At 74.9% G+C, this 25,587-nt stretch carries 21 protein-coding genes; 9 read left to right on the top strand and 12 right to left on the bottom strand.

Features of this window, described 5'->3' with window-relative positions:
• Positions 1-39: 39 nt before the first annotated feature.
• The 6 genes from ACIBQZ_RS22600 to ACIBQZ_RS22575 all read right to left on the bottom strand — a co-directional run bounded on the left by ACIBQZ_RS22600 (position 40) and on the right by ACIBQZ_RS22575 (position 6,466).
• Entirely contained in the window at positions 40-813 is a 774-nt protein-coding gene (locus ACIBQZ_RS22600) for an MFS transporter (RefSeq protein WP_396090718.1), read from the bottom strand.
• Entirely contained in the window at positions 810-1,319 is a 510-nt protein-coding gene (locus ACIBQZ_RS22595) for an MFS transporter (RefSeq protein ID WP_396090717.1), read from the bottom strand. Before ACIBQZ_RS22595 ends, ACIBQZ_RS22600 begins: the two co-directional genes overlap by 4 nt.
• A 394-nt stretch (positions 1,320-1,713) precedes the next feature.
• Positions 1,714-3,147: an MFS transporter gene (locus tag ACIBQZ_RS22590; protein ID WP_396090716.1), complete on the bottom strand. Its 1,434-nt coding sequence runs from the start codon at positions 3,145-3,147 to the stop codon at positions 1,714-1,716.
• A gap of 33 nt (positions 3,148-3,180) precedes the next feature.
• On the bottom strand, positions 3,181-4,014 hold the full coding sequence (locus tag ACIBQZ_RS22585; RefSeq protein WP_396090715.1) for a MerR family transcriptional regulator: 834 nt from the start codon (positions 4,012-4,014) through the stop codon (positions 3,181-3,183).
• On the bottom strand, positions 4,007-4,507 hold the full coding sequence (locus ACIBQZ_RS22580) for a hypothetical protein (RefSeq protein WP_396090714.1): 501 nt from the start codon (positions 4,505-4,507) through the stop codon (positions 4,007-4,009). Before ACIBQZ_RS22580 ends, ACIBQZ_RS22585 begins: the two co-directional genes overlap by 8 nt.
• A gap of 42 nt (positions 4,508-4,549) precedes the next feature.
• Positions 4,550-6,466 carry a discoidin domain-containing protein gene (locus tag ACIBQZ_RS22575; RefSeq protein ID WP_396090713.1) on the bottom strand — a complete coding sequence of 639 codons (1,917 nt, stop codon included), beginning with the start codon at positions 6,464-6,466 and terminating at the stop codon, positions 4,550-4,552.
• A gap of 97 nt (positions 6,467-6,563) precedes the next feature.
• Here ACIBQZ_RS22575 and ACIBQZ_RS22570 point away from each other — a divergent pair, with 97 nt between their 5' ends.
• Positions 6,564-7,598 (top strand): LacI family DNA-binding transcriptional regulator, encoded by a 1,035-nt coding sequence (locus tag ACIBQZ_RS22570; RefSeq protein ID WP_396090712.1) that lies wholly within the window; start codon positions 6,564-6,566, stop codon positions 7,596-7,598.
• A gap of 9 nt (positions 7,599-7,607) precedes the next feature.
• The gene (locus ACIBQZ_RS22565; protein ID WP_396090710.1) at positions 7,608-8,654 is read left to right on the top strand and encodes a Gfo/Idh/MocA family protein; all 1,047 of its coding nucleotides are present in this window, start codon (positions 7,608-7,610) and stop codon (positions 8,652-8,654) included.
• A gap of 38 nt (positions 8,655-8,692) precedes the next feature.
• Here ACIBQZ_RS22565 and ACIBQZ_RS22560 read toward each other — a convergent pair whose 3' ends face one another.
• Positions 8,693-10,621: a GTP-binding protein gene (locus ACIBQZ_RS22560; protein WP_396090709.1), complete on the bottom strand. Its 1,929-nt coding sequence runs from the start codon at positions 10,619-10,621 to the stop codon at positions 8,693-8,695.
• Positions 10,622-10,812: 191 nt separating this feature from the next.
• Between ACIBQZ_RS22560 and ACIBQZ_RS22555 the strand changes: the two genes are divergently transcribed.
• Positions 10,813-11,484 (top strand): GNAT family N-acetyltransferase, encoded by a 672-nt coding sequence (locus ACIBQZ_RS22555; RefSeq protein ID WP_396090708.1) that lies wholly within the window; start codon positions 10,813-10,815, stop codon positions 11,482-11,484.
• Here ACIBQZ_RS22555 and ACIBQZ_RS22550 read toward each other — a convergent pair.
• A complete protein-coding gene (locus tag ACIBQZ_RS22550) occupies positions 11,481-12,656 on the bottom strand; it encodes an acyl-CoA dehydrogenase family protein (RefSeq protein ID WP_396090707.1) in 1,176 nt (391 codons plus the stop codon). The two genes, ACIBQZ_RS22555 and ACIBQZ_RS22550, sit on opposite strands and share 4 nt — an antisense overlap.
• Positions 12,657-12,732: 76 nt before the next feature.
• Here ACIBQZ_RS22550 and ACIBQZ_RS22545 point away from each other — a divergent pair, with 76 nt between their 5' ends.
• The 4 genes from ACIBQZ_RS22545 to ACIBQZ_RS22530 all read left to right on the top strand — a co-directional run bounded on the left by ACIBQZ_RS22545 (position 12,733) and on the right by ACIBQZ_RS22530 (position 17,065).
• On the top strand, positions 12,733-14,208 hold the full coding sequence (locus ACIBQZ_RS22545; RefSeq protein WP_396090706.1) for a GGDEF domain-containing protein: 1,476 nt from the start codon (positions 12,733-12,735) through the stop codon (positions 14,206-14,208).
• A gap of 69 nt (positions 14,209-14,277) precedes the next feature.
• Positions 14,278-15,300 carry a permease gene (locus ACIBQZ_RS22540; RefSeq protein ID WP_396090705.1) on the top strand — a complete coding sequence of 341 codons (1,023 nt, stop codon included), beginning with the start codon at positions 14,278-14,280 and terminating at the stop codon, positions 15,298-15,300.
• Complete coding sequence (locus ACIBQZ_RS22535) at positions 15,297-15,998, top strand: TIGR03943 family putative permease subunit (protein ID WP_396090704.1); 702 nt, start codon at positions 15,297-15,299, stop codon at positions 15,996-15,998. Before ACIBQZ_RS22540 ends, ACIBQZ_RS22535 begins: the two co-directional genes overlap by 4 nt.
• Positions 15,995-17,065, top strand: coding sequence for a hypothetical protein (locus ACIBQZ_RS22530; RefSeq protein WP_396090703.1), 1,071 nt, complete (start codon positions 15,995-15,997; stop codon positions 17,063-17,065). Before ACIBQZ_RS22535 ends, ACIBQZ_RS22530 begins: the two co-directional genes overlap by 4 nt.
• Positions 17,066-17,089: 24 nt before the next feature.
• On the opposite strand, the gene ACIBQZ_RS22525 is transcribed toward ACIBQZ_RS22530, so the two are convergent.
• The 3 genes from ACIBQZ_RS22525 to ACIBQZ_RS22515 all read right to left on the bottom strand — a co-directional run bounded on the left by ACIBQZ_RS22525 (position 17,090) and on the right by ACIBQZ_RS22515 (position 22,462).
• A complete protein-coding gene (locus ACIBQZ_RS22525; protein ID WP_396090702.1) occupies positions 17,090-19,210 on the bottom strand; it encodes a PhoX family protein in 2,121 nt (706 codons plus the stop codon).
• Between the two features lie 115 nt (positions 19,211-19,325).
• Positions 19,326-21,437: a PhoX family protein gene (locus tag ACIBQZ_RS22520; protein ID WP_396090701.1), complete on the bottom strand. Its 2,112-nt coding sequence runs from the start codon at positions 21,435-21,437 to the stop codon at positions 19,326-19,328.
• Positions 21,438-21,532: 95 nt separating this feature from the next.
• Positions 21,533-22,462 carry an FAD-dependent oxidoreductase gene (locus tag ACIBQZ_RS22515; protein ID WP_396090700.1) on the bottom strand — a complete coding sequence of 310 codons (930 nt, stop codon included), beginning with the start codon at positions 22,460-22,462 and terminating at the stop codon, positions 21,533-21,535.
• Between the two features lie 174 nt (positions 22,463-22,636).
• On the opposite strand from ACIBQZ_RS22515, the gene ACIBQZ_RS22510 reads away from it, so the two are divergent.
• Positions 22,637-24,304: a DEAD/DEAH box helicase gene (locus ACIBQZ_RS22510; protein WP_396090699.1), complete on the top strand. Its 1,668-nt coding sequence runs from the start codon at positions 22,637-22,639 to the stop codon at positions 24,302-24,304.
• On the opposite strand, the gene ACIBQZ_RS22505 is transcribed toward ACIBQZ_RS22510, so the two are convergent.
• Entirely contained in the window at positions 24,292-24,714 is a 423-nt protein-coding gene (locus ACIBQZ_RS22505; RefSeq protein WP_396090698.1) for a DUF1810 domain-containing protein, read from the bottom strand. The two genes, ACIBQZ_RS22510 and ACIBQZ_RS22505, sit on opposite strands and share 13 nt — an antisense overlap.
• 68 nt (positions 24,715-24,782) lie before the next feature.
• On the opposite strand from ACIBQZ_RS22505, the gene ACIBQZ_RS22500 reads away from it, so the two are divergent.
• The gene (locus tag ACIBQZ_RS22500; RefSeq protein ID WP_396090697.1) at positions 24,783-25,583 is read left to right on the top strand and encodes an isocitrate lyase/phosphoenolpyruvate mutase family protein; all 801 of its coding nucleotides are present in this window, start codon (positions 24,783-24,785) and stop codon (positions 25,581-25,583) included.
• Positions 25,584-25,587 lie beyond the last annotated feature (4 nt).

The following is a 25,587-nucleotide window of genomic DNA, read 5'->3' as shown; positions in this document are numbered from 1 at the left end:
CAGCAGCCGCAACCCCGGGCCGGTCCGGCCCCTCACCGCTCAACCACCCGCCGGCGCGGCCTCCCGCTCCGGCAGCCCGACCGGCACCGCCGGCGAGGGCAGCCCGGCCGACACCGGCAGCGCTGCCGATCCGGCCTCCTCCTCCGGCGGCGCCGACCGGCGGGCGCGGGCCAGCATCGGCCCGACCACGGCCAGCGTCACCAGGATGCCCGCGCCCGAGATCAGCAGCAGCCCGCGGGCGCCTACCGGGGCCAGCAGCGCCGTCCCGGCCGCGTAGGCCAGCAGTTCCGCCGCGTACGGGAACATGTAGACCGTGCCGAACACCGTGCCCAGCCGGTCCGCCGGGACGTGCTGCTGGATCAGCGTGTCCGCCGCGACGTTGTGCCAGCCCGCACCCGCGCCCGCCAGCGCCTGACCGGCCAGCGCCACCGCCAGCAGCGGGCTCGCCCCGGTCAGCAGGGTGCCCACGCCGAGGGCCGCGAACGCCGCGTACAGCACCAGGTCCATCCGGGCGCGGGCGATCAGCAGCGGGCCCAGCACCATGCCCAGGCCGTACAGGGAGCCGAGCAGGCCGATCGCGACGGGGCTCGCGCCCAGCGAGTCGCGGGCGTACGGGACCAGCGCCACGTTGTCCAGCGCGGCGAAGGTCACCATCACCAGGAAGCCGGTTGCCACCGCGCGGACCACCGGGTTGCCGCGGACCGTGGTCAGCCCTTCGCGCAGGATGACCCGGAACGGGCGGGCGCCGTCGCCGGCGGCGGGTGACAGGGCGTGGATGCCGGCCACCAGGACCGCGGAGGCCACGAACGTCATTGCGTTGACCAGCAACGTCGTTTCAGGCCCACCCCGGCCAGCAGCAGGCCGCCGAGCGCCGGGCCCGCCGCGAAGCCCAGGTTGACGCCGACCGCGAGCTGGGCGTTGGCCGTACCCAGGCGGTCCTTGCCGACCAGGCGCGGGAGCAGGCTGCGGCCCGCCGGGGTGAACGCGGTCGCGGCCGTCGCGGCCGCCGCGACGAGCGCGAGCAGCACCGGCAGCGGCGGCGCCAGCAGCGCGATCACCACGTAGAGCAGGGCCTGGGCCAGGTCGCAGACGACGATGATCCGGCGCTGGTCGAAGCGGTCGGCGAGGGCGCCGAGCGCCGGGCCGAGCAGCCGCGGCGCCGTGGCGGCGATGAGCAGCAGCCCGAGGGCCGCGCCGCCGTGCCGGTCGAAGACCGCGATCAGCAGCGCGGTGCGGGCGATCTGGTCGCCGGCGTACGACACCAGCCGGGCCAGCCAGTAGCGGCTGAAATCCCCATAGGTGCGCGAAAGAAGCATCATCGGAGCCCCCCGTGACTCGGCTGATGCACCGAATGATGCGCCCGTTCCGCAATGGCGTCACTGTCGGGTCCTTAACAGCGCGCGGCGGTTCCCCCGTGCCGCGGAATTGCGTAACGTCGCCGCCGAGCCGAGGGACGACAGTCCTTTCACGAGGGGAGCGGCCGATGCACACCACCGACACCACACCCGTCTGGGCCGGACCGACACGCTGGGCGGGACCGACCGTCTGGGCCGGTCCGACCGTCTGGGCCGGACCCACCCGCTGGGCCGGGCCGTCCGTCTGGGCCGGGCCGACGCGCTGATGCCGATAGCGGCGGGAATCGCCGCCTGACCATTCCGCGGTAACGCCGGATGGCCGCCGACATCGCTGTCGGCGGCCATCCGGTTGCGTCAATCAATCCGTACGGCGGGCGGCGAGCACATCCGCCAGTGCCGCGGCCAGCGCCACCAGCACCAGTCCGATGGTCACCACCAGCGCCGTGCGCAGCGCCGAGGACCAGTCGCCGGCGCTGGCCGCGAGCCGGTTGAAGAAGACCGCGCCGACCACCGCGATCCCCACCGCCGTGCCGATGCGCTGGCCGGTCTGCAGCACCGCGCCCGCGCTGCCCGCCCGCTCGACCGGCACCTCGGCCAGCGTCAGGGTCTGGTTCGGGCTGATCACCAGCCCGCTGCCGATGCCCGCGACCAGCAGCGGCACCGCGGCCGCCCAGCCGCCGTCCGCGCCCGGCACCAGGTCCAGCGCCAGCACCGTGCCGGCCAGCCCGGCCGCGACCAGCGCCAGGCCCACCGCGACCAGCGGGCGGCCGTAGCGGTTGACGATCCGGCCGCCGAGCGCCGCCGCGGCCGCCGAGCCCAGCGCGAACGGGGTGATCGCCAGCCCGGCCAGCAGCGCGCTGTATCGCAGGCCGCTCTGCAGGTACAGGGTGTAGATGAAGAAAATCGTGGTGAAGCCGGCGAAGTAGAGCAGGCCGATCAGCGCGCCCAGGCCGTACGAGCGGACCCGGAACAGGCTCAGCTCGATCAGCGGGGTGCCGTGCCCGGCGTAGCGGCGTTCCCAGGCCAGGAAGCCCGCCAGCACCGCCAGGCCGGCGACCAGCAGCAGCCACTTCGCCGGGCCCTGCCACTCGCGTTCCTGCACCAGCGGCAGCAGCACCAGCAGCACGCCGAGGCCGAGCAGCACCACCCCGACCGGGTCCAGGCTCTCGCGTTCGCGCTGGTCGGCGCGGCGGGCCGGGATCCACTTGTGGCCCAGCACGATCGCCGCCGCGCCGATCGGAATGTTGATGAAGAAGATCCACCGCCAGCCCGACTCCGCGCCGAAGCCCTGGATGAGCAGGCCGCCGAGCAGCGGGCCGACCGCCGTGGAGATGCCGATGGTGGCGCCGAGCAGGCCGAACGGGCGGGCCCGCTCGGCCGGCCGGAACAGCTGCTGGATCAGGCCGGACACCTGCGGGTTGACCACGCCGGCCGCGGCGCCCTGCACCAGCCGGGCGACGATCAGCCAGGTGGCGCTGGTGGCCAGCCCGGCGGCGGCGCTGGCCAGGGTGAAGACCGCCAGGCCGGCGATGAACACGGTACGGCGCCCGCGGGCGTCACCGAAGCGGCCGGCCGGCACCAGCAGCAGCCCGAAGGTCAGCGCGTAGCCGGACAGCACCCACTGCAGGCCGCCGGCGCTCAGGCCGAGGTCGGCGCGGATCGACGGCAGCGCGACGTTGACGATGCTGACGTCGAGCAGCGTCATGAACCCGGCCACCAGCGCGACGGTCAGCGCCTTCCAGCGATTGGTGGGCGGCGCGGCGGCGGTGGTGGTGGTCACGCAGCCGCACATGCCCCGCGGCCCGGGTGGCAAACGCGGGTGTGCTCAGGCGTACGGGACTGCCACGTCACAGATCAGGTCACCCGGGTCGCCGTGGTCCTCGTCGGCCGGGTAGCCGTACACCTCGCGCGGGGGCGCCGCCACGACCCGGCCGTGGTCGCGGACCCAGCGGCGGGCGGCGTCGTAGATCGACAGGATCTGCGGCGGCTCGAAGTGGCCGCGGATCACCGGGATGTAGGCCTCGGTGTGCGCGGGCTCGTGGCGCACCGCGGCCACCGCCGGGTCGACGGCGCCGGCGGCCACCGGCAGGCACACCTCGACCGGCCCGTCGCTGTCCTCGCTGACCTCGCCGTGGAACACCACGAACCGGGGCCCCGCCGGGCCGCCGTGGCGCTGCGCGACCGCGGCGAGCCGGTCGGTGGCCGCGCGGATCCAGGTCAGCTCGGCGGAGGTGACGTACCGCTGCTCGGTCAGCACCACCTGGTCCGGCACCTCGCGGGTGGCGACCGGCCAGGCGCCGTCCGGGGCCCGGGCCTCCCCCGCGAGGCTGCGGACCAGGCGGTCGGCCAGGCCGCGCTGGGCGGCCAGCCGGCGCTCGACGTCGGTCCAGTACCGGGCCAGCAACGCGCCGGCATCCGCCCCGCCGGCGCCGAGGATCTCGGCGATCTGCGACAGCGGCATGTCCAGGCGGCGCAGCAGCACGATCAGCCGGGCCGCGTAGAGCTGGTGCTCGGCGTAGCGGCGGTAGCCGTTGCCCGGGTGGACCTCGGCGGGGCGGAGCAGGCCGCTGCGGTCGTACAGGCGCAGCGCCTTGACCGACAGCCGGGACCGGCGGGCGAACTCGCCGGTGGTGAGCAGCCCGGAGAGCCGCTCAGCCACGGGCCGCCACCGGGAACGCGACGTCGAAGACCGGGTCCTGCGCCCCCGCGGCGGGAAAGTCGGTCCAGTACGTCTCCCGCGGCGCCGCGGCCACCACCAGGCCCTGCTCGCCGATCCACCTCTCGATGCCCTCGTAGACCCCGCCGAGCGCGCCGGCGAGCACCTGCTCCTTGGTCACCCGGACGTACGCCTCGCGGTGCGCGGGCACGGTCCGGGTCGCCGCGCCCGGCTCCGCGATCGGGGCGCAGACCTCCACCGGGGTCTCCCCCTCGTTCGGGTTGCCCTCGTAGATCACCACGAACACCGGCTGGTCCGCGCCGTCGCGGCCCAGGTGCGGCCAGGCGGTGGTGCCCAGCACCCCGCCCGCCGCGGTCGCCGCCCCGGCCACCCGGGACATCGCCCCGGGCAGCCAGGCCTCCAGCGCCGCCTGGTCGACGCTGCGCTGTTCGGTCACGACGTGCTGCTCGGGCACGTCCCGCGTGCGAATCTCCATGGCGCCAGCCTGCCGTCCGCCCCTGGGGCCGGGTCAAGCGATCTAGGAATACAAGCGCAGATCCGCGATGCTCCACCAGCTGCCGCTGCTGCCGGTCGAGGTGACCCGCAGGTGCCGGGCCCGGGTCGGCCGCATGTCGACGTTGGTGAGCTGGCCGGTGCCCGCGCCGGCGGCCGGCGTGCGCCAGGTGGTGCCGTCGCTGCTGACGCTCAGCTCCCAGCCGCGGGCGTAGTCCCCGAGGTTCCCGCCGCTGTCGATCGCCACCCGGCGGAACGTCCGCGCCCGGCCCAGGTCGACCTGGAGGTACTGGCCGGGTGCCTGCGCGGCGCCGCTGGACCAGCGGGTGGCGCCGTCGCCGTCGACCGCCGCCGCCGGGGTCTCGCCCGCCGGGGAGGCCGTCGCCGTGGCGCCGGTGAGCGGCACCGGGTCCAGCTCCGAGGTCAGCCCGCGCGGCCAGGTGAACGTGGCCAGCGCGCCGCCGGGCAGCGTGTATGAGAACGTGCGGTCGCCGACCGCCACCGCGAACGTGCGCGGGTCGTCGTTCTCGTTGTGCACCACCAGGGCGGTGGAGCCGTCCGGGTTGCGGAACGCCACGTCCATGAGCTGGCCGTTCCAGCCGGTGGTGCCGTACGAGGTGCTGGCGATCCGGACCGCGCCGGGGCGCACGAACTTGGCCAGGTGCCCGATGGTGAAGTACTCGGCGTCGCGGGTGACCGTGCCGTCGGCCTGCAGGGTGAGCAGCCCGGTGCAGGTGTCGCAGCCGCCCAGGTGCGGGCCGCCGGTGCTGTCCAGCGCGATGTTCCAGTTGACCACGGACTTCGCCCAGTTGCGGGTGGTGCCGATCGCCAGCGTCCGGGCGTGCCAGGTCAGGGTGCCGCGGAAGATCTGCTCCGGGGTGTCGCCCGGCCCGTGCGAGCCGGAGCACTCGGTGAACCAGATGCCCTTGTCCGGGTACGCCTCGTGCAGCGCGGTCTGGGCGCTCGGCTCACCGGAGTAGCAGTGGTACGCGGTGCCGGCGAGCCACTTCGCCGCCGGGGTCGCCAGCAGCCGGTACGGGTAGTCGGTCTCCGGGTCCTCGCCGGGCGGCGTGGTGCCGACGTCGCCGGGGTGGGTGCTCCAGTTGTGGTCGTACCCGAGGATCTTCGTTCTGGGGCTGGCCTTGCGCAGCAGCGGCCCGAGCGCCGTGATGACCTTCGCGGCCTGCGCCACCGGCACGGCCGCGCCCGGGTAGCCGCCGTCGTGCCGGTTCTGCGGCTCGTTCTGAACGGTCAGGTAGTCGATCGGGACACCGGCGGCGGCATAGGAGCGGACGTACTTCACCAGGTACCGCGCGTACGCGTCATAAACGCGAGGGTCGTCCTTGAGGTGGCCGCCGATCAGCGAGTCGCTGGTCTTCATCCACGCCGGCGGGCTCCACGGCGTACCCATGATCTTCAGGTCCGGGTTGAGCTGCCGGGCGCGGCGCAGCAGCGGCAGGATCTGCGCCCGGTCGTGGTCGATGCTGAAGTGCCGCAGGGCGAAGTCGGTCTGCCCGGCCGGCACGTCGTCGTAGCTGTAGTGCGCCGCGGTGGCGGTGAAGTCCGACGAGCCGACCGGCTGGCGCAGGAAGCTGACGCCGATGCCGGAGCGCGGGTCGAACAGCGAGCGCATCGCGGCGTCGCGGGCGGCGAGGTCGAGGCGGTACAGCACGCTGGCGGCGGAGTCGGTCAGCGAGGCGCCGAAGCCGTCCATGCTCTGGTAGCGGGTGCCCGGATCGATCGTGATCGTGGTCTCGGCGCTGCCGCCGCGGCGGAACGCGACCGGGGCCCGCTCGTGCAGCTGCTCCGCCCGGTCGACCGTGGTGACCCAGACCCGGGCCTCGGGCGTGCGGCCCGCCGCACCGCCGTGCGCCTGCGCGGGCGCGGGCGCCAGGATCAGCAGCGCCGCGGTGGCCGCCGCGCCGAACGCTCGTCGTCTCATCGCCACTCCCTGTGTAACAAATGGAACAAGAGGTTGCCCCGCCATCGACAGGAAACAATGCTGAAACGGGACTGTCAATCGGCTACTGTGGTTGCTTGTGAAACAGGGCGATGTAACAAAGTCCGGCCGGAGCACCGTCCGGGAGGTCGCCGCGGCCGCGGGCGTGTCCATCGCGACGGTCTCGCGGGTGCTCAACGGCCGCGGCAGCGTCACCGCGGAGACCCGCGAGCTGGTGGAGAGCACGGTCGCCCGGCTGGACCGGCCGGGGCCGCGGCCGCGCGGGCCGGCCCGGCCGATCCCCGGCGCGGTGCTGGTGCGCTGCCCGTACCTGCTGACCGACTACTTCGGGATCATCGTGTCCTCGGTCGCCGAGACGCTCCAGCTGCACGAGCGGCCGCTGCTGCTCAGCGCCGGCGAGGCGGCCCAGGAAGTCGCGGTGCTGCCGGGGCTGCCCGGCCGGCCGGGCATCGCCGGCGCGGTGCTGATCCTGCCGCCGGAGCCGGCCGCCGACCTCGAGGCGCTGCGCCGCCGCCGGTTCCCGTTCGTGGTTGTCGACCCGCGGCTGCCGCCCCCGCGCGACGTGCCCGCCGTGTCGGCCGCGCACGCCGCGGGCGCGCGCCGCCTGACCGCCCACCTGACCGGCCTGGGCCACCGGCGGATCGGCGTGGTGGCCGGGCCCCGCGAGTGGCTGGCCAGCGACGCCCGGCTCGCCGGGCACGCCGCGGCCCTCGCCGACGCCGGGGTGCTCGGCGCGCCCGGCCTGATCCGGCACGTCGAGCCGACCGTGGCGTGGGGCCGGCGGGCCGCCGGCGAGCTGCTCGACCTCGACCCGCGGCCGACCGCGCTGGTCGGCTTCAACGACAAGGCCGCGGTCGGCGCGCTGCAGGCCGCCACCGAACGCGGGCTGCGGGTGCCCGCGGACGTGTCGATCGCCGGCTTCGACGACATCGACCTGAGCCGGGCCACCGGCCCGATGCTGACCACCGTGCGGCAGCCGCTGGCCGAGCTGGGCCGGATGGCCGTCACGCTGCTGGCCCGGCTGCTGGAACGGCACGCGCTGGAGGCCCTGCACGTGGAGCTGGCCACCGAACTGGTGGTCCGGGACTCCACCGGCCCCGCCGTGTCCGGTTAAGGTGCGCCGGTGACGACTTTCGCAGTGGTGGGCGCCGGGTGGCGCGCGGAAATGTTCTGGCGCCTCGCCGCCGGGCTCGACGACGTGCGGTGTGTCGGCGCGGTCGTGCGCAGCCCGCGCACCCTGGGCGTGCCCACCTTCACCTCGCTGGCCGACTGCGTCGCGCAGGCCGCACCGGACTTCCTGGTCACCGCCGTGCCCTGGCAGGCCAGCCCCGGCGTCATCGGCGAGGCCGTCGAGCGGGGCCTGCCGGTGCTGGCCGAGACCCCGCCCGCACCGGACGCCGCCGGGCTGCGCGAGCTGTGGTCCGCCGTGGGCGCCTCCGGGCTGGTCCAGGTCGCCGAGCAGTACCTGCTGATGCCCTCGCACGCGGCCCGCGCGGCGGCCGTGCGGTCGGGGCTGATCGGGACCCCGACCCAGGTGCAGGTCTCCTCGACCCACCAGTACCACGCGGTCTCGCTCATCCGGGGCCTGCTCGGCGCCGGCCGCGGCCCGGTCACCGTGCGCGCCAGCCGCAGCACCGCCCCGCTGCTGAACCCGCTGACCCGGGACGGCTGGACCGACGAGGACGACCCGCGCCCGGCCACCACCACCATCGCCACCCTGGACTTCGGCGGCGGCCGCTCCGGGCTCTACGACTTCACCGACAACCAGTGGCACAACCAGCTGCGCTTCCGCCGGCTGCTGGTGCGCGGCAGCCACGGCGAGCTGCGCGACGACGAGGTGGTCCGGCTCGCCGCGCCCCGCACCCTGGTGCGCACCCCGCTGGTACGCCGGCAGACCGGCTACGACCTGGACCTCGACGGCTTCGACACGGACACCATCACGCTCGGCGGCGAGGTGCTGTACCGCAACCCGTACCCGGGGCGGCGCTGGAGCGACGAGGAGATCGCCATCGGCACCCTGCTGGACGCCACCGCGGCCTGGGTCCGCGGCGCCGGCCCGGCGCCGTACCCGCTGGCCGACGGCGCCCAGGACCACCTCGTCGCGCTCGCGATCGAGGAGGCCGCCGGCACCGACCGGACGGTCACCACCGGCACGGAGATCTGGGCCTGACCCGCCGCCGCACCGGTGGCGGCCCGCGTCGTCGCCGCTCAGCCGGCCGGCAGCCGGGAGCTGAGGAACCGCAGGTACTCCTGGTAGTGCAGCGGGTTGCCGTCGAGCCGGGGCCGCCGCGGGGCGGCGCCGCGCACGGGCCGGTCCGGGCCGGGGCGGCTCGCCAGCGTGCCCTCGCCGTGGGTGAGCCCCGGCAGCGCGGCGGTGAGCTCCGGCAGCAGCCGCACCGGCAGCAGCCCGGTGACCGTCCACGAGCCCGCCCGCTCGGCCGAGTCGGTGACCTCGGCGCCGAGCCCGGCCAGCCGGCCGAGCACCGCGCTCAGTGCTTCTGCCGGGACCTCCACCTCGAACGCCTGGCACGGCTCGCACACCCGGGTGCCCGCGTCGCGCAGCGCCCGCAGCAGCACCACCGGCGCCAGCCCGCGGAAGTCGGCCGCCGTCGAGATCGGTGACCGGTAGCCGGCCCGGATGACCGTGACCGTGCAGTCGATCACCTCCCAGCCGTGCAGGCCCTGCTCGACGGTGCGCCGGACGGCCTCCTCGGTGGCCCGGTGGAACGCCTGCGGCACCGCGCCCGGCTGCACCTCGCGGCGGTAGCGCAGCCCGGAGCCCGGCGGGCCCGGCTCGACCCGCAGCCCGACGGTCGCCCAGAAGTCGTTGGCCCGGCGCGGGTCCAGCGCCACGACACATTCGCCGGTGCCGCTGACCCGTTCCACGTACACGGGCTGGACCTCGCCGAAGTCGGCGAGCAGGCCGTAGTCGCGGGCCAGCCGGTCGGCCAGCACCTCGCGCTGGACCGCGCCGTAGAGCAGCACGGAGGTGCCGCCGCCGGGCGCCGCCCGGGTCCGGATCAGCGGGTCCTCGGCCGCCAGCTCGGTCAGCGCGGCGTGCAGCCGGACCTGCTGTGCGGGGTCCCGGGGGCGGACCAGGCAGGCCAGGCCCGGCGGGGAGAACTGCGGCGCGGGCGCCTCGGCCCCGCCGAGCCGGTCGCCGACCCGCACACCGGTCAGGCCGTGCACCCGGGCGATGCCGCCGGCGGTGAGCTCGGTGTCCGCGCCGCCCACCACCTCGAGGGCGGTGACCCGGCCGCGGATCTCCTGGCGGCCGCCGTCGGGCCCGGGCCGGTGCAGCACCAGGCGCTGCCGCTCGCGCACCGCACCGGAGAAGAGCCGCAACAGCGCCACCCCGCGTTCCATGGCGAACACCAGCCCGCTGGTGCCGGCCGCGGTCACCGGGCGGGGCCGCAGCAGCGCGGCGATGCCGTCGGCGAGCCGGTCGGTGCCCTCGCCGGTGATCGCCGAGCCGAAGAACACCGGGTGCACCCGGCCCGCCGCCGTCTGCGCCCGCAGCGGGCCGGTCAGCTCGGCCGGCGTCGGCCGCCCGCCGTCGAGCAGCCGGGCCAGCAGGTCGTCGTCGTGGTCGGCCAGGGTCTCCGCGGCGGCGCCGGCCCAGTCCCGCGGCACGGTCCGGGCGGCGGGGCTGCCGGGGTCGCGGACCGCGTTCAGCGCCACCACGCCGACGCCCAGCTTCGCCCGGATCTCGGCGAGCAGGGCGTCGCCGCGCGCGCCGGTCCGATCGATCTTGTTGACGAACAGCAGCGTGGGGATGCCCAGCCGGCGCAGCGAGCGCAGCAGCACCCGGGTCTGCGCCTGCACCCCCTCGACGGCGGAGAGCACCAGCACGGCCCCGTCGAGCACGGCCAGGGCGCGTTCCACCTCGGCGATGAAGTCCGGATGGCCGGGGGTGTCGAGGAGATTGACCCGCAGGTCGCCGAGCGCGAACGAGGCCACCGCGGACCGGATGGTGATGCCGCGGGCGCGTTCGAGCTCACCGCTGTCGGTGGTGGTGCTGCCGGCGTCGACGCTGCCGAGCGTGGCGACGGCGCCGTGCGTGAACAGCAGCCGCTCGGTGAGGCTGGTCTTACCGGCGTCGACGTGCGCCAGGATGCCGAGATTGAGCGTGGGCAAGGAGATCCTCGGAGGTCAGGGAACGGATGGACGGCCTGAACACACCGGTTCCTCGCATGTCCGTCCCTTCCCCGAGCTCCTGTGGATGCCGCCACTCTAGGACGGCGGTGCGGCGCCCGCCACCCGCCCACCGGTCGGTGGTGCGGTATTTCGCTTCGTCGCGGGCCCGCCGGCCGGGCAGAATCGGCGGCGTGCAGATCCTGGACAATCCCGCCTGGGCGGCGCTGACCGGCCCGCAGGCGGGCCTCGCCGAGCGGCACGGCCGCAGCGCCCGCTTCCCCGCCGACATCAGCCCGTTCGCCGCCGTCGACGACCCCACCGACCCGGCCGCCTGGCGTGACCTGGCCGCGCTCGCCGGCCCGGACGAGGAGCCGCTGCTGGCGGCGCCCGGGCTGACCGCCCCGCCCGGCTGGACCGTGGCCGGCGGCGTGCCGGGCGTGCAGCTGGTGGGCACCGGCGTGCGCGGCACGCCGGATCCCGAGGCGGTGGAGCTGACCGACGACGACCTGCCGGAGATCCTCGACCTGGTCGAGCGGACCCGGCCGGGACCGTTCCGCAAGCGCACCCCCGCGTTCGGCACCTACCTGGGCATCCGGCGCGCCGGCGCGCTGGTGGCGATGGCCGGCGAGCGGATGCGGCTGGACGGCTGGACCGAGATCAGCGCGGTCTGCACCGACCCGGCGTACCGCGGCGCCGGGCTGGCGTCGCGGCTGATCGGCGCGGTCGCCGCCGGCATCCGGGCCCGCGGCGAGCTGCCGTTCCTGCACACCGCGCACGACAACACCGGGGCGATCCGCCTCTACGAGCACCTCGGCTTCACGGTCCGCACCCCGATCGTGTTCGCCGCCTACCGCAGACCCTAGAGCTGGCCGTGGTTCGGCGGCTGCACGCCGGCCAGCTCCCAGGCGGCCAGGTGGTGGTACTTCCAGTCCAGCGGGTCGTGCACGCTGTGCGTCCGGGCGTTGCGCCAGTGCCGGTCGAGGTCGTACTTGGCCGCCGTCGCGCTGGTGCCGCACATGGTGAACAGCTCCGACGCCGTCTCGACCGCCACCTCGCTGGCGAACGCCTTCGCCGCGGCCACCGCCAGTGAGCCACGGGCCGCCTGCTCGGGGCCGGCCGGCACCAGCCCGACCTCCTCGAGGACGGCGGCTGCCTCCCGGAGCAGGGCCGCCGCCGCGCGGACGCGGGTCGCGGTGCGGCCGTACCGGTGCAGCACGTGCGGATCGCCGGCCGCGGTGGCCGCACCGGCCCGGACCGCCTCGGTGGACGGCCGGGCCTTCTCCCTCAGGTACGCCGTCGCGTCGCGCAGCGCCCCCTCGGCGATGCCCACCTCGATCGCCGCGTGCACCAGCTGGGCCCGCGCGCCGAGCTGCTGCGGCACCTCGAAGGCGCCCGCGTAGTCCAGCGCCAGCTCCACCGGCACGTCGGTGAACGTGCAGGTGCCGCTGATCGTGGCGCGCTGGCCGATCACGTCCCAGTCGGTGTCGACGGTGACGCCCGCGGCGTCGCGCGGCACGAAGGCCAGCACCAGCCGGCCGTTGTCGTCGAGCGCGCTGACCGCGATCCAGGCCGCGGTCAGCGCGCCCGTGCAGTAGTACTTGCGGCCGCTGAGCAGGCCGTCCTTGATCCGGGTCGACAGGTCCTGGGCGTGCGTGCCGCCGCGCTCGGCCAGCGCGTTGCCGATCCGCCGGCCGGCCAGCACGTCGCCGTGGAGCCGGGCCCGCAGCGCCGGGCCGCCGTGCACGGCCAGCACGTCGACCAGCAGGTAGTGCGCCTGCGGGACCTGGGCGATGGCCGGGTCGACCGCGGCGATGATCCGGGTGACCTCGGCCAGCGTGGCAGGCCCGAGCGCCGGCCCGCCGTCGGCGGCCGGCACGGTGATCGCGAGCAGCCCGGAGCCGTCCAGGGCGGCGAGCGCTTCCGACGGTACGGCCGCGGCCCCGTCCCGGTCCCGCTGGATCACCCCGGGGGCGAGCGCCGCGGCGACCCGGTCGGCGGCGGCCAGGGCGGCGGCGTGTGAATCAAGAATCGGCACCGCCCGATCGTAGGTGCAACCGCCGGGCACCCGGCCGGGTCCCGCCCGGTCACCCCGGCCCCAGTGTGCTGATCCGATGACGAGTGGGCGCACCTGGAAGCTCTACGCCGCCGTGATGGCCGTGGCCATCGCCGGCTACCAGCTGGTTCCCGAGAACGGCTGGTGGGAGAGCTGCTGGGAGGTGGCGATCGGGTACGCCGGCACCGCCGCCATCGTGCTCGCCGTGCGCCGGCTGCCGGTGCGCGACCGGCTGCCCTGGTGGTGCTTCGCGCTGGGCATCTTCGGCAACGCCACCGGCATCGGCGTGGCGATCTACAGCGCGGACGTGCTCGGCTGGAGCGACATGCCGACCCCGTCCGACCCGTTCTTCCTGGTGCTCTACCCGGCGTGCGCGCTCGGGCTCGGGCTGCTGATCCGGCGCCGCGACACCCGGCGCAACTGGACGGCGATGGTCGACGCCACCACCATCACCACCGGCCTCGGGCTGCTGGCCTGGGTCTACGTCATCCACCCCGCCGCGCAGGACACCGACATGACGGTGCTGGGGCGCACGGTGCAGGTCGCGTACCCGGTGGGTGACCTGCTGCTGCTGGCGATGATGACCCGGCTGCTGCGCACCGGCGGCAGCCGCGGCGCGTCGTTCTGGTGGATCACCGGGTCGCTGGCCGCGTTCCTGATCGGCGACACCACCTGGGTGCTGCTCGGCAACCTCGGTGACCTCGGCGCCCACCTGGAGGAGGTGCTGTGGTTCCGCCGCGGGCTGGACCAGGTGTTCCTGACCGCGTTCACGCTGTTCGGCATCGCCGCGCTGCACTCCGGCGCCCGCGAGGTGAGCCGGGCCGCCACGCCGCAGCCGCCCCGGCTGGGCCGGCTGCAGCTGGTCGTGCTGACCGCCACGTCGCTGATCGCCCCGGCGATCCTGGCCACCCAGCTCTACCACGGCGCGGTCACCGACGGCCTGGCCATCGTGGTCGGCTGCACGGCGCTGTTCCTGCTCGTGGTCACCCGGATGGCGCAGCTGGTCCGGCAGGTCGAGCTGCAGACCCGCCAGGTCCGCGAGCTGTCGCGCACCGACGAGCTGACCGGGCTGCCGAACCGGCGGGCCTGGAACGACGAGCTGCCCCGCGCCCTGGAGCACGCCCGGCGCGACGGCACCCCGGTGACGGTGGCGCTGCTCGACCTCGACCACTTCAAACGGTTCAACGACAGCTACGGCCACCCGGCCGGGGACCGGCTGCTCAAGGAGGCGAGCGCGGCCTGGCACGGCGCGCTGCGCCAGGTGGACACCGTGGCCCGCTGGGGCGGCGAGGAGTTCGTGGTGCTGCTGCCCGGCGCCGGGGTCGAGCAGGCCCGCGAGGTGCTCGACCGGGCGCTGGCGCTGACCCCGCTGGGCCAGACGTTCTCCGCCGGCGTGGCGCAGTGGGACGGCGCCGAGACCTCCGACGCGGTGCTCCAGCGCGCCGACGCCGCCCTGTACGCGGCCAAGGAGGCCGGCCGCAACCGGATCGCGGCGGCTACCTCGTCAGATACACATATGCGCAGCTCAGCATAGGCGTCGCGGGCGGCGGACCCGATAGGGTGGGCGGCGGCCGACCGAACCCCGCGACCCGGAGTGACCACTGTGACCGCATCCCAGGACGTCACGGCGCCGTCCGCGCCCGCGGACGCCGCCGACCCGCCCGCCGCGCCGCCCGGTCACCGCCGGATCGGCTCGGTCGAGGTGCTCGCCGTGCTGCTCGTGCTGCTGGTGGTGTTCCGCAACCCGCTGGCCGCGCTGGTCTCCGCGCCCGGCCTGCAGACCTGGACCACCGTGTTCGTCTCGGTGCTGGTGCAGGCCGTGCCGTTCCTGGTGTTCGGCGTGGTGCTCTCGGCGGTCATCGCGGTGTTCGTGCCCCGGTCGTTCTGGGCGCGGGCGCTGCCGCGGCACCCCGCGCTGGCGGTGCCCGCCGCCGGCCTGGCCGGGGTGGTGCTGCCCGGCTGCGAGTGCGGCAGCGTGCCGATCGCCGGGTCGCTGATCCGCCGCGGGGTCACCCCGGCGGCCGCGCTGGCCTTCCTGCTCGCGGCGCCGGCGATCAACCCGATCGTGCTCACCGCCACCGCGGTCGCCTTCCCCGGCAACCCGGAGATGGTGGTCGCCCGCGGCGGCGCCAGCCTGATCGTGGCGGTGGTGATGGGCTGGCTCTGGCTCCGGCTCGGCCGCACCGAGTGGATCAAGCTGCCGGCCCGGCCGCACGAGGACGGCTCGCGGCTGCGGGCGTTCGTGGCGGCCTGCCGGCACGACGTCATGCACGCCGGCGGGTTCCTGGTGCTCGGCGCCGCGGCCGCCGCCACCATCAACGTGGTGGTGCCGGAGCGCTGGCTGCAGACGCTGGCCGGCGACCCGGTGCTGTCGATCATCGCGCTGGCCGTGCTCGCCGTGCTGCTGTCGATCTGCAGCGAGGCCGACGCGTTCGTGGCCGCGTCGCTGTCGCAGTTCTCGCTGACCTCGCGGCTGGTGTTCCTGGTGGTCGGCCCGATGGTCGACCTCAAGCTGATCGCCATGCAGGCCGGGATGTTCGGCCGGCGCTTCACGGTCCGCTTCGCGCCCACCACGTTCGCCACGGCGGTCCTGGTGGGCACGGCCGTCGGGGCGGTGCTGCTGTGAACAAGCAGGCCCAGGCCGTGCTCCTGTTGCTGTTCGGCGGCGCGATCCTCAAGGCGAGCCTCTCCGACCTGTACCTGCGCTACGTCAAGGAGGGGCTGCGGCCGTTCCTGATCGGCGCCGGGGTGCTGCTGGTCGCGGCGGCCGTGCTGACCCTCTGGGACGAGCTGCGCGGCCGGGCCGACGCGGCCGGCCACCACCATGAGCCGGCGGTGGGCTGGCTGCTGCTGCTCCCGGTGCTCGGGCTGCTGCTGGTGGCGCCGCCGGCGCTGGGCTCGTACGCAGCCGGGCAGGCCGGGACGGTGCTGACCGCGCCCGCCGGCGAGTCCGACTATCCGGCGCTGCCGCCGGGTGACCCGGTCGACCTCGGCCTGCTGGACTACGCCTCGCGGGCGCTGTTCGACGACGGGCGCAGCCTGACCGGCCGGACGCTGCGGCTGACCGGGTTCGCCACCCCCGGCCCGGACGGCCAGCCGATGCTGGCGCGGATGGTGCTGTCCTGCTGCGCCGCCGACGGCCGGCCGATCAAGGTGGCGCTCAGCGGGGACGTCCCCACCGGCCTCCCGGCGGACACCTGGTTCCAGGTGGTGGGCACCTGGACCGACCGGACCAGCCTGGACCCGGTCAACCGGGCCGAGGTGCCGTACCTGGAGGTCGCCTCCTGGCAGGAGATCACCGCGCCGAAGCAGCCGTACGAATGAGGAAGCTGCCCGCCGTCGCCGGTCTGGCCGTCGCGCTCGCCGCGGGTGGCGCGCTGCTGGCGTACCGCCCGGACGAGCCGCGGCCGGCGCCCGGCGGCCGCGTCGCCCTGGCCGCCGCCTGGCCCGCCGCGCAGCGCGCCGACCTGCGCGGAAACCTGCGCGACGGGCCGATCTACCAGCCCGGCATCTTCCTGGACGCGCGCACCAGCCTGGGCACCGCGCCGAGCCCGGACGGCACCGCCGAGCGGCTGGTGCTGCGCGCCGCCGACGACAGCATCCGGGAGCTGCGCCGCCGCCCGCTGGCGACGAACCCGGAGTTCGGCGCGTTCGCGGCGGCCGGCGACGATCTGGTGTGGACGGAGTCGGCCCGGGGCGAGCCGACGCAGATCTGGACGGCCCGCGGCAGCGGCGGGCCGGCCCGGCGGCTGACCGCGGACACCGGCAACGCGGTCTTCTTCGGCTCGCAGTGGGACCTGGTGCTGGCCGACGGCCGGGTGCACTGGGCCGCCGCGAAGGAGGGCGCCCAGGTGACCGAGATCCGGTCGGTCGCGCTCACCGGCGGCGCGGTGGCGGTCCACGAGGAGCCCGGTGAGTGGGCGCTGACGGCGTGGCCGTGGCTGACCGACGGCGGCGGCGACCAGGCCGGCACCACCCGGCTGCGCAACCTGGCGACCAACCGGGACACCCCGGTGGAGAGCACCGGCGCGGAGCTGATCACCTGCGCCGCGGCGTGGTGCCGGGTGCTGGTGATGAACGGCGACGGCCTGGCCCGGATCGACCTGATGCACCCGGACGGCTCGGGCCGGCGGCGGATCGCGGGCAGCACGGCCGGCGCGGCGGTCACCGACGTGGCGGTGCTGGACCGCTTCGAGATCCTGTCGGAGACCGGACCGGAGTCCGACCTGACCGGCACGGCGGGCCTGCTGGTCTACGACATCACGGCGGACCGCACGGTGGAGGTCAGCCCGGCGGCGGACGGCGCGTTCAGCCGCGGCGGCGTGCTGTGGTGGGCGACCGGCGACCAGGACTCGCTGGTCTGGCACACGGTGGACCTCCGGACCGTCTGAGGTCCACCGTGTGCCGGCGGGGCGTCAGCTGCCGACCGGGCCGCCGTCCAGGCGCCAGGTGACCACGACCGACGGCTTGGCGTAGTCGCCGTCGGGCCAGGTCGAGGCGGGCTTCTCCACGCTGGCGCCGGAGATCTCGCCGGGGTGCTGCACCGCGACGAACACCGACCGGTCGTCGCCGGTGATGAACGGCCCGCAGGTCTCCGCGCCCAGCGGCACCGTCAGGAACTGCTTGAGGTGACCCCGCTCGGAGCCCTCGATGGCGGTGGCGAACAGGCCGTCGTTGCTGCCCAGCGCGTTGCCGTCGGTCGAGATCCACAGGTTGCCGGCGCTGTCGAAGGCGACGTTGTCCGGGCACGAGATCGGCGAGACCGCGGACTTGTCGTAGCCGGCGAAGTACGTCGACGGGTCGGCCGGGTCGCCGCAGACGATCGGCAATGACCAGGTGAACGACTCGCCGGTGTGGTCGCCGCGGTCCTCGACCAGTTCGAAGATCTGCCCGTGCTTGTTGGCGACCCGCGGGTTGGCCTCGTCGACGCCCGGGTTGGTGCCCACGCCGCGGTTGGAGTTGTTGGTCATCGCCGCGTAGATCTTGCCGGTGCGCAGGCTGGGCTGCACGTCCTCGGGCCGGTCCATCTTGGTCGCCTGCACCGCGTCACCGGCCAGCCGGGTGAAGGTCAGCACGTCCACCGCGGTCATCCCGGGCACGTACGACCGGTTGCCGGAGACCAGCTTGATCCAGGTGCCGGTACCGTCGAAGGCGCCGTCGGCGGGCAGCTTGCCGGTGCCGTCGATCTCGGCGGCCGGGCTGTCGCCGGTCAGCTTGGCGACGTAGAGCGTGCCGGACTCCAGCAGGGTCAGGTTGTGCCGCCGGGCGTGGGCCGAGTCGCCGGGGAGGTACTTCTTGTCGGAGACGAACTTGTACAGGTAGTCGAACCGCTCGTCGTCACCCATGTACGCGACCACCTGGCCGTTACGGGCCACGATGACGTTGGCGCCCTCGTGCTTGAACCGGCCCATGGCGGTGTGCTTACGCGGCGTGGAGTCCGGGTCGAACGGGTCGACCTCGACGATCCAGCCGAAGCGGTGCGCCTCGTGCGGGTGCTCGGCCAGGTCGAAACGCTCCTGCGCGCGGTCCCAGCGGCGGGAACCGGACGGCACCCGTGCGGTGGTGGAGATGCCGTAGCGGGCGAGCTTGGGCTTGAGCGCCTCAGGTGCCCCGTCGCCGCCGACGAAGTACTGGTTGAAGTTCTCCTCGCCGGACAGCACGGTGCCCCAGGGGGTGACGCCACCGGCGCAGTTGTTGAGCGTACCGATGGCGGTCGTGCCCTTCGGGTCCGCGGCCGTGCGCAGCCAGGCCGAGCCGGCCGCCGGGCCGGTGAACCGGAACGGCGTCTCCAGGGCGGTGATCCGCCGGTTGTACGGCAGCCGCCGGCTCCGGACCGGCCGCCACTGCCCGGTCCCGTCGACCCGCTCCAGCTCGACCACCGACAGCCCGTGGGCCGCCATCGCGATCTTGAGCTGCTCCACGCTGAGCGCCTCCAGGCCGGTGAAGCCCGGGAACATCAGCTCCTCGTTGGTGTACTCGTGGTTGACCACCAGCAGCGCCCGCCGCCCGTCGCGGCCCAGCGGCAGCACCCCGACGAAGTCGTTGTTGTAGCCGAACTGCGCCGCCTGCCGGCGCACGCTCTGCTCGGTGATGTCGAACGCGGGCGCGCCGGGCAACACCGGGTCGCCCCAGCTCATCACGACGGCCGAGTCGTAGCCGTTCGGGACGATCAGGCTGTCCAGCTTGTTCGGCGGGATGGCCTTGAAGGTCAGCGGGCCGGCCTTGCCCTTCGGCAGGGTGCCGGGCCGCGTCCCGGTGACCGGGGCGGCAGCGACGGGTGCGGCCGCGGCCGGGCCCGCCGCCGCGGCCGCCGCACCGCCGAAGCCGAGCACCAGCGCGCCCACCGCGCCGGCGCGCACCACGCCGCGCCGCGACATCTCGGTGGTGACGACATCACCCAGGTACGGGTTGTCCGAGGAGTTGGGCACCGGGTGGTCGCAGGCGTTGCCGCACCGGTAGAGGCACGTCATCGAGTCGCGGCCCCCGGCGTGGCCGGCGCGGCCGAGCAGCGGCAGCAGGCGGGGTCGTTCAGTCATCAGGGCAGAGCTCCTCGCAGGCAGGTGGGCCCCGCCACGGGCGGGGTCGCCTGACGCTAAGAGCTGCGGTTGAGTCGGATTCGGACGAGCGGTGAACGGCAGATGAACTCGCCGCTCAGGTGCCAATCGGGCCGCCGTCCAGGCGCCAGGTCACCACGACCGACGGCTTGGCGAAATCACCGTCCGGCCAGGTCGAGGCCGGCTCGTCCAGGGTGGCGCCGGAGATCTCACCCGGGTGCTGCACCGCGACGAACACCGACCGGTCGTCGCCGGTGATGAACGGCCCGCAGGTCTCCGCGCCCACCGGCACGGTAAGGAACTGCTTGAGGTGGCCGCGTTCCGGGCCCTCGATGGCGGTGGCGAACAGGCCGTCGTTGCTGCCCAGCGCGTTGCCGTCGGTGGCGATCCACAGGTTGCCGGCCTTGTCGAACGCCACGTTGTCCGGACACGAGATCGGCGAGACCGCGGACTTGTCATAACCGGCGAAGAACGTCGACGGGTCGGCCGGGTCACCGCAGACGATCGGCAGCGACCAGGTGAACGACTCGCCGGTGTGGTCGCCGCCGTCCTCGACGATCTCCAGGATCTGGCCGTGCTTGTTGGCCGCCCGCGGGTTCGGCTCGTCGGCACCGGCGTTGGTGCCGACCGCCCGGTTGGAGTTGTTGGTCAGCGCCGCGTAGATCTTGCCGGTGCGCAGGCTGGGCTGCACGTCCTCGGGCCGGTCCAGCTTGGTCGCACCGACGGCGTCGCCGGCCAGCCGGGTGAAGATCAGCACCTCGGCGGCGGTCATCCCGGCCACGAAGGACCGGTCGCCGGAGACCAGCTTGATCCACTTCCCGGTGCCGTCGAAGGCGCCGTCGGACGGCAGCTTGCCGGTGCCGTCGATCTCGGCCGCCGGGCTGTCGCCGGTCAGCTTGGCGACGTAGAGCGTGCCGGACTCCAGCAGGGTCAGGTTGTGCCGCCGGTCGCCGGGGACGTACTTCTTGTCGGAGACGAACTTGTACAGGTAGTCGAACCGCTCGTCGTCACCCATGTACGCCGCCACCTGGCCGTTGCGGGCCACGATGACGTTGGCGCCCTCGTGCTTGAACCGGCCCATGGCGGTGTGCTTGCGCGGCCGCGACCGCGGATCAGCCGGGTCGACCTCGACGATCCAGCCGAAGCGGTGCGCCTCGTGCGGGTGCTCGGCCAGGTCGAAACGCTCCTGCGCGCGGTCCCAGCGCCGCGACCCGGACGGTACGCGGACAGTCGGCGAGATGCCGTACCGGGCCAGCTTGGGCTTGAGCGCCGCGGGTGCCCCGTCGCCGCCGACGAAGTACTGGTTGAAGTTCTCCTCGCCGGACAACGCCGTGCCCCACGGGGTGACGCCGCCGGAGCAGTTGTTGAGCGTACCGATCGGGGTCAGGCCCTGCGGGTCGGCGGCGGTGCGCAGCAGCGCGTGCCCGGCCGCCGGGCCGGTGAAGCGGAACGGCGTGTCCAGCATGGTGATCCGCCGGTTGTACGGCCGCAGCCGCCCGCCGACCGGCCGCCACTGCCCGGTCCCGTCGACCCGCTCTAGCTCCACCACGGACATCCCGTGCGCGGCCAGCGCGACCCGCACCTGCTCGACGCTCAGCGCCTCCTGGCTGGTGAAACCCGGGAACATCAGCTCCTCGTTGGTGTACTCGTGGTTGGCCACCAGCAGCGCGCGGCGCCCGTCGCGGCCCAGCGGGAACACGGCGAGGAAGTCGTTGTTGTAGCCGAACTGCGCCGACTGGCGCGCGGCGGTCTGCCGGTGCACGTCCAGGCCGGGCACCCCGGGCAGGATCGGGTCGCCCCAGCGGATCACCACGGCGCTGTCGTAGCCGTTGGGCACGATCAAGCTGTCCAGCACGTTCGGCGGGATCGGCTTGAAGGTCAGGGCCCCGGCCGGCCCGCCGCCGAGGGGCTGCGCCGCCACCGGCTCCGAACCGGCCACCGGCGCGCCGGCCGGCGGCTCACCGGCCGGCGGGGCGGCGGCGGCCGGGGCGGCGCCGAAACCGAGCACCAGCGCGCCGACCGCGCCCGCCTGCACCACACCGCGCCGGGTCATCGCGGCGTTGACCACGTCGCCCAGGTACGGGTTGGCCGAGGGGTTGGGCGCCGGATGGTCACAGGCGTTGCCGCAGCGGTACAGGCAGGTCCTCGGGTCGCGGCCGGCATGGCCCGCGGGACCCAGCAGGGGCAGCAGGCGGGGTCGATCGGTCATCGGACGGTCTCCTCACGCGGCGTCGTTGCACGATGACGAAGGCCCGGCCGAGCCTAATCGGGTAACCCGTTCAACGGAAGGTGAGCGGGTGACTGTCAGAGCGTCATCGCGGCGACCTCGTCGGCGCAGCCCCAGCAGAGCGTCATGCCGGCGCCGCCGTGCCCGTACGCGTGCACCACCGTGCCGCCCGGCCACTTCTCCGCCTCCACCCGCGCTCCGCCGCGCCGCACCGGCCGCAGGCCCACCTTCTCCCCCAGCACCGGCGCGCCCGCCAGCTCCGGCACCAGCGCCCGGCAGCGCTCGAGGATCGCGTCGCGGGTGGCCGGGTCGGGCACGGTGTTCCAGTCGCCCTCCTGCCAGGTGCCGCCCAGCACCACGTCGCGGGTGCGCGGGTGCACGTACGTGCCCGGCTCGCCCTCGTCGCGGACCGAGGTGTAGACGCCCAGGTTGGCGACCAGCACGAGCTGGCCCCGGGCCGGGACCACGTCCGGGTCGCCGCACAGCGCCCCGGCGGCCAGCCCGGTCGCGTTGACCACCACCGGCGCCTCGACCAGCGCCTCCTCCAGCCGGTCGACCCGCCGCCGGACCACCCGCGCCCCGGCGGCCAGCAGCCGCTCCCGCAGCCACGGCAGGTACGTGCCCATCTCCACCAGCGGCGCCAGGAACCGCACCTCCCGGGTCCACGGCGGGTCGGCCGGCAGGTAGCGCACCTCGCGGGCGGCCGGCGCCCACCACGGCTCCCCGGTCGCGCCGGATCGCTCCAGGTTGCGGGTCTCGCGCATCAGCACCCCGGGAACCCGGTCGAACGCGTCCCGGCGGAACTGGGCGTACGTCGCCTCGGCCCAGCGCAGCACCCGCGGCGCGAAGCCGGTGCGGGTCGGGTACCAGGCCGCCGCCGCGATCGCCGACACGGTCCGTTCCGGCGGGTCCGGCGTCCACACGGTCACCTCCGCGCCGCGCTCGCGCAGCCGCACGGCTGCGGTCAGGCCGATGATGCCGCCGCCCACCACGATCACGTCCGCCATCCCGTCATCCTCACCCCACCGGGCCCCGGGCACCCCGGCAGAGTCGGAGGTACGACCCCCGGACCACCCGTTGCGGGTCCCGGCCGGCCGGGGCCCGACGCCGGCCCCGTATCCTTGTCCTCGTTGATGCGGTCACCGTTGTGACCGGCGCACGACGGATCCGGAGCAAAGATAATGAGCGAGCACCTGTTCGCGGACGCGACAGGCTTCGCCGGTCTGGCGCTCCGTCCCGAGCTGCTGAAGGCACTGACCAGCTTGGGCTACGAAGAGCCGACGCCGATCCAGCGCGAGGCCATCCCGCCGCTGCTGGCGGGTCACGACCTGCTGGGCCAGGCCGCGACCGGCACCGGCAAGACCGCGGCCTTCGCGCTGCCGCTGCTGCACCGCCTCGAACCGGACGCCAAGGGCGGCCCCGCCGCGCTGGTGCTGGTGCCGACCCGGGAGCTGGCCGAGCAGGTGTCGCAGGCGGTCCACCGCTACGGCCGCGACCTGGGCGTGCGGGTCCTGCCGGTCTACGGCGGCCAGCCGATAGGCCGCCAGTTGCAGGCCCTGCAGCGCGGCGTCGACGTCGTGGTGGGCACCCCGGGCCGGGTGCTGGACCACATCAGCCGGGAGACCCTCGACCTCAGCGACGTGCGCACGGTGGTGCTCGACGAGGCCGACGAGATGCTCGACATGGGCTTCGCCGAGGACATCGAGGCGATCCTCGCCGAGACCCCGCAGACCCGGCAGACCGTGCTGTTCTCCGCGACGATGCCGCCGCGCATCGACGCCATCGCCCGCCGGCACCTCAAGGAGCCGGTCCGGATCCAGATGGGCCGGGAGTCCTCCGCCCCGGGCGAGATCCCGCTGGTGCGGCAGAGCGCGTACATCGTGGCGCGGGCGCACAAGTCGGCGGCGCTGGGCCGGGTGCTGGACGTGGAGGCGCCGGCCGCGGCGATCATCTTCTGCCGCACCCGGGAAGAGGTCGACCAGGTCACCGAGACGCTCAACGGCCGCGGCTACCGGGCCGAGGCGCTGCACGGCGGGATGAGCCAGGACCAGCGCGACCGGGTGATGGGCCGGCTGCGCGCCGGCAGCACCGAGCTGCTGGTGGCCACCGACGTGGCCGCCCGCGGGCTGGACGTGGAGCAGCTCACCCACGTGGTCAACTACAACGTGCCGTCGGCGCCCGAGGCGTACGTGCACCGGATCGGCCGGGTCGGCCGGGCCGGCCGCGAGGGCGCCGCGATCACCCTGGCCGAGCCGCGCGAGTCCCGGATGCTCAAGGCGATCGAGCGGCTCACCCGGCAGCGGATCACGCTGGAGAAGGTGCCCACGGTCACCGACCTGCGGGCCCGCCGGCTGGAGCTGACCCGGGCGTCGCTGGAGAGCACGCTGCAGGCCGACGACCTGGAGCGCTTCCGGGTGGTCATCGAGTCGCTGACCAGCGAGTTCGACATCGAGACCGTGGCGCTGGCCGCGGTGAAGCTGGCCCACGAGGCGGCCGGCGGCGACGTCGACGAGCAGGAGATCCCGACCCCGCGGGAAACCGTCCGGGAGCGCCCGGAGGGCCGCGACGGCAAGCGGCCCGAACGCCGCGGCGGCCCGGCCGGCGCCGGCGTCGCCCGGCTGTTCATCGGCCTCGGCCGGCGGGCCGGGCTACGCCCGCAGGACCTGGTCGGCGCGATCGCCGGCGAGTCCGGGCTCAGCGCCCGCGACATCGGCGCGATCCAGATCACCGACCGGTTCTCGCTGGTCGAGGTGCCGGAGTCGGCCGCCGAGATGGTGATCGAGGCGATGTCGCAGAGCACGATCCGGGGCCGCAAGCCCCAGGTGCGCCGGGAGCGCTACAGCCGCTGAAGCGTGGCCGGGTCGTCCTCGCCGCCGTAGAAGCGGTCGAGCACGGCCCGGAACACCGCGGGATCCTCGGCGGCGTGCGCGAAGAGCGTCATCGACGAGCGCAGCTTCAGGTCGTCCGGTGTGCCCAGGATCTCGGTCGCGCTCCGCCCCGGCACCGTGAGCACCGCCTGGGCGCACTCCACCAGCCGCGGCCCGAGCACCGGATGGGCCAGGTAGGCGCGGGCCTCGGCCAGGCCGGCGACGGCGTAGCGCTGCGCGGTGGCGGTCCGGCCCAGCCCGGCGATCTGCGGGAACACGAACCACATCCAGTGGCTGCGCTTGCGGCCCGCGGTCAGCTCGGCCAGCGCGTCGGCGTAGACGTCCCGCTGCGCCTCGACGAACCGGCCGAGGTCGTTCTCCGTCCTGTGCATGAGATCCGGGTTTCCCGCCGGGCCGGGCACCAAACCGGCACCGCCCCGGGTGTGCCAGGCTGGGCGGCATGACCGACCTCCGTGATCACTTCCGGGCGCTGCACGAGTCCGGCACCTTCCTGCTGCCCAATCCCTGGGACGTCGGCTCCGCCCGGCTCCTGGCGGGCCTCGGCTTCCCGGCGCTGGCGAGCACTTCCTCCGGCCTGGCCGCGAGCCTGGGCAAACGCGATCAGCAGGTCACCCGGGACGAGCTCGTCGCGCACGTCGCGGCGGTCACCGCCGCGGTGCGGGTGCCGCTGAACGTCGACGCCGAACGCTGCTTCGCCGACTCCCCCGCCGGCATCGCCGAGACGGTGGACCTGCTGGCCGCCGCCGGCGCCGCGGGTATCTCCATCGAGGACTACGACCCGGCCACCGGGCAGATCGAGACGGTGGCGACGGCCACCGAGCGGGTCGCCGCCGCGGCCGCCGCGTGCGCCCGGCACGGCATCGTGCTGACCGCCCGCGCGGAGAACCTCCTGTACGGCCACGACGACCTGGCCGACACGATCGCCCGGCTGCGCGCCTACCGGGACGCGGGCGCCGAGGTGCTGTACGCCCCGGGGCTGCGCACCCCGGCGGACATCACCCGGGTGGTGGAGGCGGTGGCGGCCCCGGTCAACGTGCTGGCGGTGGCGGGTGCGCCGACCGTCGCGGAGCTGACCGAGCTGGGGGTCCGGCGGGTCTCCACCGGGGGCGCGCTGGCCTGGGCGGCGTACGGCGCCCTGCGGGACGCGGCTCGCGAGCTGCGCGACGCCGGCACCACGACGTTCCGGGCCGGCGCGCTCACCCCGGCCGAGGTGCAGGAGGCGTTCGGGCCCCACGCCTGACCGG

This window comes from Actinoplanes sp. NPDC049599, assembly GCF_044465625.1.
GTDB lineage: Bacteria > Actinomycetota > Actinomycetes > Mycobacteriales > Micromonosporaceae > Actinoplanes.
Note: the sequence above shows the minus strand (reverse complement) of the source record. Positions and strands in the feature narration are given on the sequence as shown.